The 16537-nt window shown below is 68.5% G+C and carries 12 protein-coding genes; 9 read left to right on the forward strand and 3 right to left on the reverse strand.

All coding sequences use genetic code 11. From position 1 onward, the window contains the following. The first annotated feature begins 129 nt into the window (after positions 1–129). The 8 genes from EV148_RS14665 (at position 130) to otsA (ending at position 7523) form a co-directional block, all read left to right on the forward strand. Positions 130–747, forward strand: coding sequence for a GNAT family N-acetyltransferase (locus EV148_RS14665; protein ID WP_131999558.1), 618 nt, complete (start codon positions 130–132; stop codon positions 745–747). Continuing rightward, on the forward strand, positions 744–1544 hold the full coding sequence (gene minC, locus EV148_RS14670; protein WP_241988109.1) for a septum site-determining protein MinC: 801 nt from the start codon (positions 744–746) through the stop codon (positions 1542–1544). Before EV148_RS14665 ends, minC begins: the two co-directional genes overlap by 4 nt. Positions 1545–1658: 114 nt before the next feature. Next, on the forward strand, positions 1659–2471 hold the full coding sequence (minD, locus tag EV148_RS14675; protein WP_131999560.1) for a septum site-determining protein MinD: 813 nt from the start codon (positions 1659–1661) through the stop codon (positions 2469–2471). A gap of 3 nt (positions 2472–2474) precedes the next feature. Further along, positions 2475–2762, forward strand: coding sequence for a cell division topological specificity factor MinE (gene minE, locus EV148_RS14680; RefSeq protein ID WP_131999562.1), 288 nt, complete (start codon positions 2475–2477; stop codon positions 2760–2762). Positions 2763–2776: 14 nt separating this feature from the next. After that, a complete protein-coding gene (locus EV148_RS14685) occupies positions 2777–3277 on the forward strand; it encodes a hypothetical protein (protein ID WP_131999622.1) in 501 nt (166 codons plus the stop codon). Between the two features lie 306 nt (positions 3278–3583). Further along, positions 3584–4372 carry a trehalose-phosphatase gene (gene otsB / locus EV148_RS14690; RefSeq protein WP_131999564.1) on the forward strand — a complete coding sequence of 263 codons (789 nt, stop codon included), beginning with the start codon at positions 3584–3586 and terminating at the stop codon, positions 4370–4372. Next, complete coding sequence (locus EV148_RS14695; protein ID WP_131999566.1) at positions 4369–6165, forward strand: glycoside hydrolase family 15 protein; 1797 nt, start codon at positions 4369–4371, stop codon at positions 6163–6165. Before otsB ends, EV148_RS14695 begins: the two co-directional genes overlap by 4 nt. Continuing rightward, positions 6162–7523 (forward strand): alpha,alpha-trehalose-phosphate synthase (UDP-forming), encoded by a 1362-nt coding sequence (gene otsA / locus EV148_RS14700; RefSeq protein WP_131999568.1) that lies wholly within the window; start codon positions 6162–6164, stop codon positions 7521–7523. Before EV148_RS14695 ends, otsA begins: the two co-directional genes overlap by 4 nt. A gap of 370 nt (positions 7524–7893) precedes the next feature. Here the strand turns inward: otsA and EV148_RS14705 are convergent, their stop codons facing one another. From EV148_RS14705 to EV148_RS14715, 3 genes are all read right to left on the reverse strand, one after another. Next, the gene (locus EV148_RS14705; RefSeq protein ID WP_131999570.1) at positions 7894–10878 is read right to left on the reverse strand and encodes a TonB-dependent receptor plug domain-containing protein; all 2985 of its coding nucleotides are present in this window, start codon (positions 10876–10878) and stop codon (positions 7894–7896) included. 189 nt (positions 10879–11067) lie between these two features. Further along, complete coding sequence (locus EV148_RS14710; protein ID WP_131999572.1) at positions 11068–11934, reverse strand: helix-turn-helix domain-containing protein; 867 nt, start codon at positions 11932–11934, stop codon at positions 11068–11070. 226 nt (positions 11935–12160) lie between these two features. Further along, positions 12161–14326: a winged helix-turn-helix domain-containing protein gene (locus EV148_RS14715; RefSeq protein ID WP_158287486.1), complete on the reverse strand. Its 2166-nt coding sequence runs from the start codon at positions 14324–14326 to the stop codon at positions 12161–12163. 151 nt (positions 14327–14477) lie between these two features. On the opposite strand from EV148_RS14715, the gene EV148_RS14720 reads away from it, so the two are divergent. Next, positions 14478–16400, forward strand: coding sequence for a M2 family metallopeptidase (locus tag EV148_RS14720; RefSeq protein ID WP_158287487.1), 1923 nt, complete (start codon positions 14478–14480; stop codon positions 16398–16400). The last annotated feature ends 137 nt before the right edge of the window (positions 16401–16537 follow it).

Raw genomic sequence — 16537 nt, forward strand, 5'->3', positions numbered from 1 at the left:
CCGCTAACGATTCCCTAACCAACGCGCCCGCACCGCGCCATGACCGCATCGCGGGCCCATGCGATAATCGGCGCCGGTGGCCGCGGCCCTGGAGTCGCACGCCCCACGCCATCCCCCACGGAGCAAGCAATGGCCCTAAGCATCCGCGACGTGCAACCGCACGATCTGGATTCGGTGCTCGCACTCAACAACGCCGCCGGTTCCACGATCCTGCCGCTGGATGTCGCCGGTCTGCGCGGGCTGTACGAGGAAGCGAGCTACTTCCGCGTCGCCGAAGTCGACGGGCACATCGCCGGTTTCCTCATCGCGCTGCGCGAGGACGCGCGTTACGCGAGCCCGAATTTCCTCTGGTTCCGCGCGCACTACCCGGAATTCGTCTACATCGACCGCATCGTCGTCGCGCGCCCGTACCGCGGCCTCGGCCTCGGCCGCGTGTTCTACGCGGACGTGACGAGCTACGCCGAAACGCACGTGCCGCAGCTCGCCTGCGAGGTGTTCCTCGAGCCGCGTGACGACGTGTCACTGCTGTTCCACGGCACCTGGGGTTTCCTCGAGGTCGGCCAGCAGACGATGCCGAGCAACGGCCGTCGTGTCGCCCTGCTCGCCAAGACCCTGTGCAGCTACCCGTTCGTGCGCGACACCTACCTGCACGGCCCGACCGGGCGCCTGCCCGACCTGCCGTGGCTCGGCGAGCGGGTTCGCCCGAACGTGGCGGTGCGCGGCGCGCGTGCCGCCGGCGGCGCATGACCGTGGCGATGACCGCGGCGGAACTCGCCAGCCTCGAGCCGGTCGCCGAGATCAAGTTCGGCCAGGTCGGCATCGCCAACCTCAAGCTGAAGCGTCTCGACCCCGACGCGCTCGCGGCCGAGTTGCGCGGCAAGGTCGAGAACGCCGGGAAGCTGTTCCTTCGCGCGCCGGTCGTGCTCGACCTCAGCCACCTGCCGAGCCTGCCCGACGTCGAGGTCGTGCGCGACCTGCTCGAGCGGATCCGCGCGTCGGGCATGCTGCCGGTCGGCCTGTCGTACGGCACGAGCGAGAACGAACGCATCGCGCAGGAACTGGGCATCCCGGTGATCGCGAAGTTCCGCGCGTCGTACGAACGCGCCGGCGAGCCGGCCGCGGAAGCGCAGGCCCGCGCGACGCCACCGCCGCCCTCGCGCGAGCCCGTCGCCGAACCGCGTGCGGCCGCGCCTGCGGGCATGAATGCGAGCGCGGGCTTGGGCGGCCTCCTGCACGACAAGCCGGTCCGTTCCGGCCAGCAGGTCTACGCACGTGGGCGCGACCTCATCCTGACGGCGCTCGTCGGCAATGGCGCCGAGGTCATCGCGGACGGCTCCATCCACGTCTACGGCGCCCTGCGGGGGCGCGCGCTCGCCGGCGCCCAGGGCGACGAGGCCGCACGCATCTTCTGCCAGGAATTCCACGCCGAACTCGTTTCGATCGCGGGCCAGTATCGCGTGTTCGAGGACATCCCGAAGGACCTGCGCGGGCAAAGCGTGCAATGCTGGCTGGAAGGCGACAAGCTGATGTTGAAGAAGCTGTGATTCGTGATTCGTGATTCGTGATTCGCAAAAGCACGGCGGTGATCCACTCCGCGAACCGTTTTTCACCACTCACCAATCACGAATCACCAATCACGAACCCAGGGAGATACGCCATTGACTGAGATCATCGTCGTCACGTCCGGGAAGGGCGGCGTCGGCAAGACCACGACGAGCGCCTCGCTCGCTGTCGGCCTCGCCAAGCGCGGCAAGAAGGTCGCGGTCATCGACTTCGACGTCGGCCTGCGCAACCTCGACCTCATCATGGGTTGCGAGCGGCGCGTGGTGTACGACTTCGTCAACGTGATCCAGGGCGAGTGCACGCTCAAGCAGGCGCTCATCAAGGACAAGCGCATCGATTCGCTGCACGTGCTCGCCGCCTCGCAGACGCGCGACAAGGACGCGCTGAGCAAGGAAGGCGTCGAACGCGTGCTCAACGAGCTCACCGAGGACGGCTTCGACTACGTGATCTGCGACTCGCCGGCCGGCATCGAGAAGGGCGCGAGCCTCGCGATGTACTTCGCCGATCGCGCGATCGTCGTGGTCAATCCGGAAGTATCCAGCGTGCGCGACTCCGACCGCATCCTCGGCCTGCTGGCGAGCAAGACGCGGCGTGCCGAACAGGGTGGCGGCGGCGTCGAGCAGCACCTGCTGCTCACGCGCTACAACCCCGAGCGCGTCGCCAACGGCGACATGATGGGCATCGCCGACGTCAAGGACATCCTCGGCATCGAAGTGCTCGGCGTGATCCCCGAATCACCGGGCGTGCTGACCGCGTCGAACGCCGGCGTGCCCGTGATCCTCGACGAAGGTTCGGATGCGGGCCAGGCGTACGCCGACGCGGTCGCGCGGCTGTGCGGCGAGGATCGGCCGATGCGCTTCATCGACGCGACGAAAAAGGGTTTCCTCGCGCGCATCTTCGGGAGCTGAGCCATGGGACTGTTCGACTTATTCCGCTCGCGCCCGAAGAACACCGCATCGGTCGCCGCCGAACGGCTGCGCATCATCGTCATGCAGGAGCGCGCGGCGAACGGCCGCCCCGACTACCTGCCGATGCTGCGCCGCGAACTGCTCGAGGTGATCCGCAAGTACGTCAACGTCGATCCGGACGCGATCGACATCCACGTCACCCACGAAGGCGAAGGCGAAGTGCTCGAGCTGACGGTCGCGCTGCCGGAGAAGCACGTCGCGCCGCCGGCGCCGGCCACCGGCGAGACGTGACCGCAGCCGGAGCGATGCCCGCCGAGGGTGCCGCGCCGCACGGCAGCGCCACCTCCGTGCTCACGCTCGCCGACATCGGCTTCGCCGCACCGCGCGCGTTGCTTGCGCGCCATGGCCTGGTCCTGGTCGAAGTCGCCGCGGGCGAGCCCATCCCTGGCAGCTACTGGGGCGACAGCGAAGCAGGGGTGATCGCGCACGAGGTCTACGCGCGCGTGGATACGCCGGTGCATTCGCTGTTGCACGAGGCCTGCCATCTGATGGTCGCACCCGCCGAACGGCGCGCGTCGATCCATACCGATGCCTCCGATTCCCAGGCCGAGGAAGACGCGACCTGCTACCTGCAGATCCTCCTCGCCGACACTCTCGCAGGCGTCGGCCGCGAGCGGCTCATGGCGGACATGGACGCATGGGGCTACAGCTTCCGCCTCGGCAGCACGCGCGCCTGGTTCGAACACGACGCCGACGACGCCCGCGAATGGCTCGCCGCCCGCGGACTCCTGCCGCCCGCGGACTGACCGATCCGGGCGGAATCGCCGAAAGCCTGAAACACGGAGCACACGGAAGAAAAGCGTCCCGCTTCCGCTTCTGCATTCTGCGTGCTCGTTGTTTCGAGCTTCAGCCTTCCAGACTGCTTTCCTTCGTGTGCTTCGTGTTTCAGTCTCCGATCTTGAGTCTTGACCCCGGCCTCCTCTTGGTCGATCCTGATCGGATTCGCGCGCCGCACCGCGTCGCGCGTCAGCTTCGATACATCTGGCACGCACCAGACTCGGCCTCTTGCCACGGAGAGACGCCTGCCCCGATGCGACGGGGCCACCGGGACGATGATTCTCGCGACGGAAACCACCACCGCCCTGCCCGTGCCACCGCTACCCGCGGTGCCTTCCGCGATCGCGCTGTTCCTCGACGTCGACGGAACGCTGCTCGAATTCGCGCCACGTCCCGATGGCGTCGTCGTCGATGCCGCCTTGCCTGCGCTGCTCGAACGCGTCGAGCATTCGCTCGGCGGCGCACTGGCCGTGCTGAGCGGCCGTTCACTGCAACGCATCGACGAATTGCTCGGACTGCCGCAACTCGCCGCCGCCGGTTCGCACGGTGCCGAGCTGCGCCGTGGTGGCGGCACGGTCGTGCGTGCGGTGCGCGACTCGCACGGCATGAGCGCATTGCGCGCGTACGCCGCCGCGCTGCTCGCCGAAGTGCCCGGCGTCGTCATCGAACACAAGCCCGACGCGATCGCGCTGCACTGGCGCGCCGCACCTTCGATGGAGGCGGTCGTCGAAGAAACGGCGCAACGGCTCGTGCGCGCAGGCGGCAGCGGATACCGGCTGCAGCACGGCGATTGCGTCGTCGAGCTGCGCGGCGCCGGCGCCGACAAGGGCGATGCATTGCGCGGGCTCATGCAGCACCCGCCCTTCGCAGGACGCACGCCCTGGATGATCGGTGACGACCTCACCGACGAACACGCATTCGACGCGGCGGAGCGCGCCGGCGGTTACGGCATCATCGTCGGTGCGCGACGACCGACGCGCGCGCGCTACGCGCTCGCCGACCCCGCGGCCGTGCACCGCTGGCTTGCCGCGCTCGCGGCCCATTCACCGGAGGCGAGCGCATGAGCGACGGCAAGGCGGCGAGCCTCGACCTCGGCGTGATCGGCAACGGCACGCTCGGCGCGCTCGTCGACGCGCGCGGCCGCATCGTCTGGTGCTGCCTGCCCGCATTCGACGGCGACCCCGCGTTCTGCTCGCTGCTGTCGCCGCGCACCGGCGATGCCGGCTGGTTCGACGTCGCGCTCGAAGGCGAACGCCGCTCCAACCAGCGCTACGTCGACAATTCGGCGATCCTCGTCACGCGCCTCGACGCCGAGGACGGCAGCGCGATCGAGATCACCGACTTCGCACCGCGCTACAAGCAGTACGGGCGAGTGTTCCATCCGATGGCGATCGTGCGCACGGTGCGTCCGCTCGCCGGCACGCCACGCATCACCCTGCGATTGCGGCCACTGACCGGGTACGGCGCGCGCGCGCCGGAACGCACCTCCGGTTCCAACCACATCCGCTTCCTCCTCGACGACGGCACCGTGCTGCGCGCGACCACGGATGCGCCGCTGCCGATGCTGCGCGACGAGCTGCCATTCCTGCTCGACCGCGAAATCCACCTGCTGCTCGGCCCCGACGAGACGCTGACCGAATCACCGGCCAAGCTCGCGCGTTCGGCCTACGAGGCGACGCTCGACTACTGGCGCGAGTGGGTGCGCTACCTGTCGATCCCGGCGGAGTGGCAGGAGGCGGTGATCCGCGCGGCGATCACCCTGAAACTCTGCCAGTACGAAGGCACGGGCGCGATCGTCGCCGCGATGACGACATCGATACCCGAAGCGCCGCACACCGTGCGCAACTGGGACTACCGCTACTGCTGGCTGCGCGATGCCGCGTTCGTCGTGCGCGCGCTCAACCGCCTCGGCGCGACGCGCAGCATGGAAGAGTACCTGCGCTACCTCTACAACCTCGCCGCCGGCGCGGATGGCGACCTCGGTCCCGTCTACGGCATCCATTTCGAACGCGAGCTGCTCGAACGCGAGGCCGACCATCTCGCCGGCTACCGCGGCATGGGCCCGGTGCGCATCGGCAACGACGCCTGGCGGCAGTTGCAGAACGACGTGCCCGGCAGCGTCGTGCTCGCCGCGGTGCAGTTGTTCTTCGATCGCCGCCTCGAGTCGCCCGGCGATGCCGGCGCGTTCACGCGCCTCGAGGCCGCCGGCGAGGCCGCCTGGCGCGTGCACGACCAGCCCGACGCGGGACTGTGGGAGTTCCGTGGCCGCTCGCACGTGCACACCTATTCCGCCGTGATGTCGTGGGCGGCGTGCGACCGGCTCGCGCGCATCGCCACCCACCTCGGCGTAGGCGGCCGCGCCGCGTTCTGGGCCGAGCGCGCGCAGCGCGTGCGCGAACTCGTGCTCGCGCGCGCGGTGCACCCGCGCCACGGCTGGTTCGTCGATGCGTTCGACAGCGAGCGTCTCGACGCGAGCCTGCTGCTGCTCGCCGACCTGCATTTCGTCGATGCGCGGGATGCGCGATACGTGGCCACGGTCGAGGCGATCGGGCGTGAACTGCGCCGCGGCGACTACGTCTACCGCTACGCGACCGCCGACGATTTCGGCATGCCGGAGACGAGCTTCACCATCTGCAGTTTCTGGTACGTCGAGGCGCTCGCCGCGATCGGCCGCGCCGACGAGGCGCGCGCGTTGTTCGAGCAGTTGCTCGCGCGACGCAACCCGCTCGGCCTGCTGTCCGAAGACGTGCACCCGGAAACCGGCGAGTTGTGGGGCAACTTCCCGCAGACCTATTCGCTGGTCGGTCTCATCAACGCGGCCTCGCGCCTGTCGCGCAGCTGGGAGAGCCTGCTGTGAACCGGCTCGTCGTCGTCTCCAACCGCGTCGCCCAACCGCGCGAGGCGCGCGCGGGCGGGCTCGCTTCGGCGATGCAGGCGGCGCTCGAGCAGTGCGGCGGCCTCTGGTTCGGCTGGAGCGGTCGCATCGTCGACGAGGCGGACGCCACGCCGCGCATGGAGCGCGCCGGACGCATCGATTACGCCCTCGTCGACCTCACGCGCAGCGACCACGACGAGTACTACCTCGGCTTCGCCAATCGCACGCTGTGGCCGCTGCTGCATTTCCGTCCGTCGCTGCTCGACTACCATCGCGGCGATTTCGCCGGCTACCAGCGCGTCAACGCGGCCTTCGCGCGCCAACTCGCGCCGCTGCTGCGCGACGACGACGTGGTCTGGATCCATGACTACCACCTCATTCCGCTCGGTGCGGAACTGCGCGCGCTCGGCGTCGGCGCGCGCATCGGCTTCTTCCTGCACGTCCCGGTGCCGCCGCCGGCGCTGCTCGCGGTGCTGCCGCATCACGAACAGTTGTTCCCCAAGCTCGCCGCGTACGACCTCGTAGGACTGCAGACCTGGCGCGACCGCGATGCGCTGCTCGCCTATTTCCGCGAGCGCGACGCGTCGACGGGCGCCGACGGCAACGTCGAGCTGCCCGACGGCCGGCGCTTCGAGATCGCCGCGTTCCCGATCGGCATCGACGCGGTGAAGGTCGCCGAGCAGGCACGCAAGGCGGCCGGCAGCCCGGCGACGGCGCGGCTCGTGCGCAGCCTCGAGGGCCGCAAGCTCGTGATCGGCGTCGACCGCCTCGACTATTCGAAGGGCCTGCCGCAACGCTTCGAGGCATTCGGACGCTTCCTCGCCCGCCACGCCGCGTGGCGCGCGCGCGTGTCGTTCCTGCAGATCGCGCCGCCGTCGCGCGAACAGGTGCAGGAATACCGCGACCTGCGTTCGCGCCTCGAACGCCTCGCCGGCGCGACCAACGGCCGCTACGCGGAACCCGATTGGGTGCCGATCCGCTACGTCAACCGCAGCTTCACCCAGGGCACGCTCGCCGGCTTCTACCGCGTCGCCGACATCGGCCTCGTCACGCCTCTGCGCGATGGAATGAACCTCGTCGCGAAGGAATACGTCGCATCGCAACCGCCCGAAGACCCGGGCGTGCTCGTGCTGTCCAGCTTCGCCGGCGCGGCCGACGAGCTCGCCGAAGCGATCATCATCAATCCACTCGATCCGGAAGACATCGTCGAGAGCCTCGAACACGCGCTGTCGATGCCGCTCGCCGAACGGCGCGAACGCTGGGCGGCGATGTTCGAGCGCGTGTCGCGCAACGACATCGCGGCGTGGCGGCAGGCATTCCTCGAGCGGCTCGCGGGCTGAAGGATTCTTCGCCGGGCGTCCGCGGCTCTCGTCCCGCGGGAGTGGGACAACAGCGGCGGGAACGCCCCGCGCATGCAGGACGCGCGACCGCGAGCCCACCGGGTTCTACGAACGCCCGTCGAGAGCGGCGCGGCCCAAGCAGAACCCACGACAAGCCGGTTCGCAAGTCAAAAGCGCTCGGTGTCTGTGGGAGCTTCGCCGGCCGGCGCACGGCAGGATTCCGTTCGCGCCGAGCACAGCCCACGGCTTCCGCCGGAATGTCGGCATTTGCCGCGTCGTGCGAAGGAAGCCCTTGCACCGTGGCGCGCAAACCAAGAAAAAAGGCCGCGCGGCGAACCGCGCGGCCAGGACGCCCTCAGGAAGCGTCAGCTCAGAACTTCACGGTGATGCGGCCCCAGTAGTAGCGGCCCAGCAGGTCGAAGTCGCTCGGGTCCGTGTTCGCGTTCAAGGTGTTGTTCGCGTACAGGAACGGCGGCTGCTTGTCGCCGACGTTGTTCACGCCGATGTCGAAGCGCGTGTTGAGCGACTCGAGGTTGTAGCCGAACTGGATGTCGTGGTAGACGGTCGAGCCGTAATCGGTGTACAGGCCATCCAGCGACGGATTGCCCGTGCCGTACGGATGCGTGTCCTGCGACGGCGAGGCCGAACCCATGCGGAAGCGATGGATGTAACGCATCGCCCACGACGCGTCGAACGGACCCATCTGCCAGCCGACCGAGCTCTGCGCACGCCAGCGCGGGAACAGGCAGACGCCACCGCCAGCACCCGGGCACGCGCCCGCCTGCGCAGAACCGTAGTTCATGAAGTGGCCGGCGTAGTGGTACGTCGAGCCGCCCTCGAGGCCAGGCGCCGTCTGCAGGTCGTAGTTCTTCAGGTAGGTCGCGTTGACGCCGACGTTGAAGCGCCCGAACGAGAACTCCGGCAGGCGGTAGTTCAGCGCGAAGTCGACGCCACCCACGTCCACGCGACCGAGGTTGCCGGTCGGCTCGATGAGGGTCTGGATCTGGCCCTGGTTCGGGCCGCTCGCATAGCGACGGATGAGCGGGCAGTAGGCGGTCTGGCCTGCAGCGCAGAGGTCGATCACGCTCTGCGCGCGCACGGTCGTGATGTTGTCGTTGAGGTACAGGCGCCAGAGGTCGGCGCTGACCGACAGGCCTTCGAGCCAATGCGGGTCGTAGACGATGCCGAAGTCGAACGACTTGCCCTTCTCAGGGCCGATCGGGAAACCGGCATACGCCGCGCCCGACAGGATCGCATTGAGCTGCAGGGCCTGCGCGACGTTCTGGTTGCGGAAGCTGCCGTCGGTCGGCACGTTGACGCAGGCCGGGTTGCCACCACCGGTGTAACCGTCGCACGGATCGCGCGAGATCTTCGGCGCATCGCTGCCGGCGCCGCCGAAGATGTTGGCGACGGTCGGTGCGCGGAACACCTTGGACATCGTGCCGCGCAACAGCAGGTCTTCGATCGGGCGGTACTCGAGCGCGATCTTCGTGTTGTTCGTGCTGCCGAAAGTCGAGTACTTCGACCAGCGGTCACCGACGGTCAGGTTCAGCGCGTGCAGGAACGGCAGGTCCTTGACGATCGGCACGAACAGCTCGGCGTAGGCTTCCTTCACGTTGTAGCCGCCCTGCAGTGCCGAGCCGCATTGGCTGCCGAGCGTGCAGTTGCCGTTGAAGTCGACGATGAGGCCGGTGTCGACGTTCGAGTGCGTGTACTCGGTGCGGTAGTTGTAGCCGACCGCGAGTTGCATCGCGCCGGCCGGCAGGTCGAACAGGCCGCCGTTGAGATCGAGGCGCTTGACCGTTTCCTTGGTCATGAAGTTGTTCACGCCCGGCGAAGCCGCGGCGCGCAGCACGGCGATGCTGTTCGGATCGTCGAGGTTGAACGGATTGAACGGCGTGCAGCCATCGATGATGTCGTCGGGGCCGGTGCCGCAATGCACGACGCCGTCGTCGCCGAGGAACGACGGACCCGTCGCCTGGTTGAGCACGGTCATGTTCGGCAGACCGTACGTCGTCGTGCTCAGATGCACGTGGCCGTAGTCGAAGCCGAGTTCCCAGTTCCACTGCTGGTCGTTCCAGATCGAGAACGAACCCTTGAAGCCGGTCGACAGCTGGTCGTTGGCGGTGCCGTTGGACGCGCGGCGGTTGCCGAGCGAAGACAGGCGCGCGGTGAACGAGTTCGCACCCGGCGCGAAGTCGACGCCGAACGGGTTGTAGTAGCTGTCGGCCGAGATCACGGTGCCGTACGGCGTGCCGTACACCGCCGGTGCGAGCTGGAACGATGCCGAGGTCTTGTTGTGCATCACCGACAGGTACGCGTCGATGCTGTCGGTCAGCTTGTAGTTGCCGTTGAGGAACAGGCCCGAGCGTTCCTGCGGCGTCATCACGAGGTTGACCGTCGCGTAGTTGTACTTGTCGCTCGGACCGTCCGGACCCGCGTTGTTGCGATAGCAGTGGTAGTCGGTCGCTACGTTGAGGCCGCTCGCGCCGGGATTGCGCGCGAGGAAGCCCGAGCTGCAGCCCGGGAACAGGTCGGCCATGCCCGCGGGGATCTGCACGTGGCCGAACGGCGACGAGGACGAGCCGCCGACAAACGTGCCGATCGGGCTGCTCGTCGAGCCGAGGCGCGACACCGCGTTCTTCGAGAACTCGCGGTGTCCGGACAACACGCCATCGATCTTCTTGTAGTTGACGCCGGCCATGATCGAGCCCTTGTCGGAGCTCTGGCCGAACGTGAAGGAGTAGCCCTTCGAGGCGCCGTCGTCACGGTCGGAGATGCCATAGTCGGCCGAGAACTCCGCACCCTGGTAGTCGCTGCGCAGGATGAAGTTGACGACGCCCGCGATCGCGTCGGAGCCGTACACCGACGACGCGCCGTCGGTCAGCACTTCGATGCGCTCGATCATGTTCGCCGGGATCGCGTTCGGATCGCCGGACAGGTAACGGTGGCCGTTGATCAGCACGAGGGTACGCGGCGAGCCGAGGCCGCGCAGGCCGATACTCGAGAAGCCGGTGCCGCCGGAGTTGTTGACCTGCGGGTTGGTGTTCGGGCCAGTGACGGCCGGGAGCTGCTGGACGAGGTCGCCCAGGGTCAGCTTGCCGGTCTTCTCGATCGCGGCGCGATCGATGGTGACGACCGGGTTGGACGTTTCGATATCGACGCGACGGATGTTCGAACCCGTCACCGTGATCGTCTCGAGCTTCTGGCTGTCGTCGGCGCTCTGCGCGTGCGCCGTCGCCATCGCACCGAGGCCGGCCGCCGCGGCAAGCGATGCTACGCCGAACGGTCGCGCGTATCCCGGCATCACGACGAGCGCGCGCCGGATCGCCTGTCGAAGCTGCATGTGTCGCATGGTGTTCTCCTCTGTTCTCGTAGTGTCCCCGCGCCGCCGGAGAAACCGTCGGCCTTCGCGAACATTAGGAAAACGTGAAGACGGAGCCTTGGCCTGTCTTTTCAGGTTAGGTTGCAGAAATTGAGCAACGAATCCGCAACCGCCGGACACGCTCGCGCCGTCCGTCGCGCGCCCGGCGCGCAACCGTCGTCACGCGGCGGCGCGGCCCTGTTCGCGCAGGCCGCTCGCGGTGATGCCGAAGCGACGCTTGAACGAACGCGCGAATGCGCAGCGGTCTTCGAACCCGCTCACGCGCGCGACTTCGGTGATCGCCAGGGCACTCGCGTTGATGAGGCGGTGCGCGCGGCGCAGGCGCTGCTCGACGAGTACCGCATGCGGCGTCTCGCCGAAGACGCTGCTGAAAGTGCGGATGAAATGGCACGGCGAATAGCTCGCCATGCGCGCGAAACCGGCGATGTCGAGATCGAGGTGGCAGTTGGCCGCCATCACGTTGCGTACGCGCTGCAGGCGCAGGAACACGCTGCGTCGCTGCGACGCGGTGCGCCCCGGGCAGCGTTCGATGAACGGCTCGAACCCGGCCTGCAATTCGGTCATCGCTGCGACGAAGTTGGCCAGCGCGAGCGTCGCCGCGTTGCCGTGCGACGCGACGCGCGCGAGTTCGATCACGGTCGAGCGCAGTGCGCGGCTGGCCGGGTGCAACGCCGGCAGCAACACCGGGTCGGACGGCATGTCCGCACCGGCGCAACGACGCCATGCGCCGCTGCCGCAGCCGAGCGCCACCCACAGCGCCGCGCCGCGTCCTATCGCCTGCACGCGTTGGCCCTGTTCGACGACGAGCAGCTCGCCGGGCAGCAAGGTGTGCAGGTTGTCGCCTTCGGCGAGCTGCAGGCGTCCGCGCAGGGGCACGAGCACCATCGCCGCCGGCGCCGTACCCTGCATCACGCAGCCTCGCCCGGCGCCGACCACCACGCGCAGCAGCGACGACGCGCCCGCGCCATCGCCACCACCCAGATCCAGCCTGCCACCGTTCGCCAGTCGTTCGTACTCGATCCGCATTGCGCCACCTGTCGTGAGGGCCCGTGTGGCCCGTAGTAGCGTCAATACGCGGCAGAGTCAGGAAGCGTCGCCGACTTTTCGCCGAAGCGTGGCCGTGCAGCGACGAATTCGTGGTGAATCCGCTGCGTCCTGGACGGTGCATGCGACGGCAGGCGCGGCCCGCTCACGCTTCGTCGCGCGACCGCAACGCCTGGGCGCATGTGCTCGTGGCGGGGGTGGGGATCGGCTAGTCGATGGCGTCGCGGCGCAGGCGTACCGCGCCGACGTCGGTGTCTTCGGCAACGACCCGCGCGACATAGATGCTGCGCCCGTCATGGCCAACACTGAACGCGAGATCGGCGATCTGGGTCGGCAGCGAGAGCACGGTCCGGGGCTCGCCGCCCGCGAGCGGACGCGCCATGAGCTCGCTGGGACCGGCCGCCTTCAGCGCGATGTAGTAGAGCTCGCCGCCGTGCACGCGCCAGCCGTCGAGGTGCGACGGCGACAGCTCGCGCGTGACCTCGGTTTCCTCGCCGCTGGCAGGGTCGAGGCGGAACAGCCCCGGCGCGGTGATCCGGGTGAAGTGGATCACCCCGCTGTCCGGGTCGAAATCCGCGCGGCCGACATCCTGGGCGAGTACGCGCCGGTTCGCCTCGCGCCCGCCGACCGAGTCGAACTCGATGAGCTCGCTGCGTCGTTCACGTGCGTTGACGACCGCGACGAACGTCCCCTCGCCGCGGCCGTAGGTCCCGCTGCGCACGTCCTCGTCGGCGACGTCGGTCAGCGCGTGCACGATGCGCGACGCGACCTCGACTTCGATCAGCCGCCCGCCGAACGGGCCACGCGCGGTGACCAGCACGCGCGTGCCGTCGGCTCGCCAGGTCGGATGCAGCAGGGTCGGCTCGGGCAACGCGGTGAGTGCATGGGCCTCGCGCGCGCCGCGCGGCAGGATCCAGAGCTCCTGCGAGCCGCTGCGATCGGATACGAAGACCACGTCGTCGTTGACCGGCGACGCGGCGGGTGCACCGTCGCTGCCCGTCGACGGCACGAGGTCGACCGCACTGGCGGGCGCATCGACGTCGATCCGCGAGAGCTGCTGGCGCACGCGCGGGATCTCGTAGACGACCGTGTCCGTCGCGCGTGCGGCGCTGGGAAACTCCGCCGGCTGCACGCCGAGCGCATCGATGCGGCCGTCCGCGATATCGACGACGTACAGCGCCTGCTGGCCCCCCTGCCCGGACGAGAACACGAGCGCGCTGCCGTCGCGCACCCAGTCGTAGCCGCGGATGCGCGTGGCCAGGCGCGTCAGCTGGCGCACTTCGCCGCCTGCCGCGGAGACGAGGAACAGGTCGCTGTTGGGGTTGGCTCCGCGGCGGAAGGCGATCCAGCGACCGTCGGGCGAATAGCGCGCGTCGAGGTCGGTGTCGTTGAGCGCGTGCGAGTATTCGAGCCGCTGTCCGTGGCCGCCGTCGATCGGCCATGAGACGATGCTCATGTCGTCGACGCCGTCCTGCGACGGTGCCGTACTGACCAGGCCCTTGCCGTCCGGGGTCCAGGCAAACGGATTGACGAGACCCGCGTAGCATTCGTCGTCGACGACGCGTTCGGAACCGCCCAGCGGCGGCACCACGACGAGCCGGCAGTGTTCGCCCGAGAAGCGCATGAACGCGACCGCGCGGCCGTCGGGCGACCACACCGGGTAGTACTCGTTGCCGTCTTCGCTCGCGCTGAGGCGCACGGCGCCGGACGCGTCGAGCGCCTTCTGCACGATGCGCGTCGAATGCGTCGCCGGGTCGCCGATCGAATAGGCGATCCGGCTGCCGTCGGGCGAGATGCGCGGGAAGCTCTCCGGCCCCGGCTCGGACGTCAGGCTGCGTTGCTCGTCGACCTGCCAGCGCAGCACCTTCGGCAGCGGGGGTGGCACGAACGTGCGCACGAGTGCGGCGACGGCGAGGACGAGGGCGACGGTACAAAGCAGCATCGCCGTCGCGTCGAAGCGCGTGCGCGCGGCGGGGTCCGCCGGCGGCGGCGCCACGGCAGCCGCCGGTGCGGATGGCAGAGGCCATGCATCGAGGAATCGCGCGGCTGCCACCAGTCGATACCCGAGCCGCGGCACCGTTTCGATGTACTGCGGCGCCTGTGGGTCGTCGCCGAGCGCGCGCCGCAGGTCCTTGATCGCCTGGGTCAGCACGTCGGGCGTCGGGCAGGTGCCGCGCCAGACGTCGTCGAGCAGTTCGTCGCGGCCGAGCGTCCGGCCGCCCGCATAGGCGAGCCGCACGAGCACGGCCACCGCCTTCGGCGGCAGCTTGACCTCCGGCGACGTGACGAGCCGCAGCGTGTCCGTATCGAGGATGTGCGCACCCACCTCGAGGAAACGCCCGGCCTCGAGCCGGACTTGCGACAGCGCATTCATGCGATCGGACTCCGCCGGCCATGCCCGCCGATGTACGACCAGCATCGTATTTACATTCGCGCGCGAATACAAATCGCCGCCGCGGCGCAGCTTGCGCGGGCCCGGGCCTGCCACTAGCCTGCGACGCATCCCGTCCGCCCGGAGTATCCCGATGCGCACCCTGCCGGCATCGCTCGTTGGCCTTTCCCTCGCACTGCTGTCGCCTGGCCTGCCGGCCGCGGAGAAGCCGAAATCGCCGCCCGTCCCCACCGCCGCCGACGCGCATGCGTTCGTCGAGGCGATGAACGCCGAGTACAAGGCGCAGTATCTCGTCGCCAATGCCGCCGAGTGGGTCGCCGAGACCTACATCACCGGCGACACGGAAATGCTCACCGCGCGCGCGAACGAGACGATGCTGAAGTGGCTTTCAGGGAAGATCGACGAGTCGCGCCGCTTCGACCACGTCGCGGGCATCGACCCGAAGGACCGCCGTGCACTCGACCTGCTCAAGCTGCAGACCGCGATGCCGGCGCCGAAGGACCCGGCGCACCTGACCGAGGCGACCAACCTCGCCTCGAAACTGACCGCGGCCTACGGCTCCGGCAAGTACTGCAAGGACGAGAAGGACCCGGCGAGCTGTCGCAACCTCGACCAGTTGTCCGAAGTGCTCGCGACCGATCGCGACTGGGACCATGCGCTCGACGCATGGAGCGGCTGGCATCGCGTCGGGCGCGGCATGCTCAAGGATTACCAGCGCTTCGCCGAACTCCTCAACGAAGGCGCGCGCGACCTCGGCTACGACAATGTCGGCACGATGTGGCGCGCGGGCTACGACATGCCGCCAGCCGCGTTCGCGCAGGAGACCGACCGCCTGTGGGGCCAGGTGCAACCCCTGTACGGCCAGCTGCAGTGCTATGCGCGCAACAGGCTCGCCGAGAAGTACGGCGATCGCATGCCGAAGGACGGCACGATCCCGGCGCACATCACCGGCAACATGTGGGCGCAGGACTGGTCCAACCTCTACCCCCTGCTGCAACCGTACCCGGGCGTCGGCGACCTCGACGTCAACGAACATCTCGAGGCGCAGCGCAAGGCGCAGCTCGAAGCGCTGCGCAAGGCGTTCAAGGGCAAGCCGACGCCGCTCGACCTCGCCGCGCTCGAGCACGACGCGGACATGAAGAGCGCCGTGTCGATGGTGCGTCGCTCGGAGGACTTCTACACCTCGATCGGCTTCCCGTCGCTGCCGGCGTCGTTCTACGAGAAGTCGATGCTGCTGCGCCCGCGCGACCGCGATGCGCTCTGCCATGCGAGCGCCTGGCCGATGGACCTCGGCAGCAGCGACATGCGCATCAAGATGTGCATCAAGCCGACCGAGGAAGACCAGTACACGATCTACCACGAGATGGGCCACATCTATTACTACGTGGCGTACAAGGACCTGCCGCCGATCTTCCAGGGCGGTGCCAACGACGGCTTCCACGAGGCGATCGGCGACACCATCCGGCTCAACATCACGCCGGCCTACCTCGCGCAGATCGGCCTCGCCGGCAAGGCCGGCAGCGACGACAAGGCGGTGCTCAACGCGCAGATGAAGCTCGCGCTCGAGAAGGTCGCGTTCCTGCCGTTCGGCCTGCTCATCGACAAGTGGCGCTGGGGCGTGTTCGACGGTTCGATCGCGGCCGACAAGTACAACGAAGGCTGGTGGCAGCTGCGTCGCAAGTACCAGGGCCTGTCTTCGCCGGTCGCGGCTGCACCCGGCGACTTCGATCCGGGCGCGAAGAACCACGTGCCGACGAACGTGCCGTACATGCGCTACTTCCTCGCCGACATCCTGCAGTTCCAGTTCTACCGTTCGCTGTGCGACGCGTCCGGCTACAAGGGCCCGCTGTCGCAATGCTCCATCTACGGCAACAAGGAAGCGGGCGCGAAGTACTGGAAGATGCTTTCGCAGGGCGCGCAGCAGCCGTGGCAGCAGACGCTGAAGGAACTCACGGGCAAGGAGGAGATGGACGCGAGCGCGATCATCGACTACTTCGCACCGCTGTACGCGTGGCTGCAGGAGCAGAACAAGGGCAAGAGCTGCGGCTGGCAGTGAGACGGCGGGGATTGGGGATTCGGGATTGGTGATTCGGGATTCGGATTGATTGGGATTGGGGATTGTCGAAAGCGAAATGCCCGTAGCGTCCAGCTCCGTACCGAGACCGAATCACGAATCGCGAATCACAAATCACG

Source organism: Dokdonella fugitiva (assembly GCF_004342425.1).
In the GTDB taxonomy this organism is placed as follows: domain Bacteria; phylum Pseudomonadota; class Gammaproteobacteria; order Xanthomonadales; family Rhodanobacteraceae; genus Dokdonella_A; species Dokdonella_A fugitiva.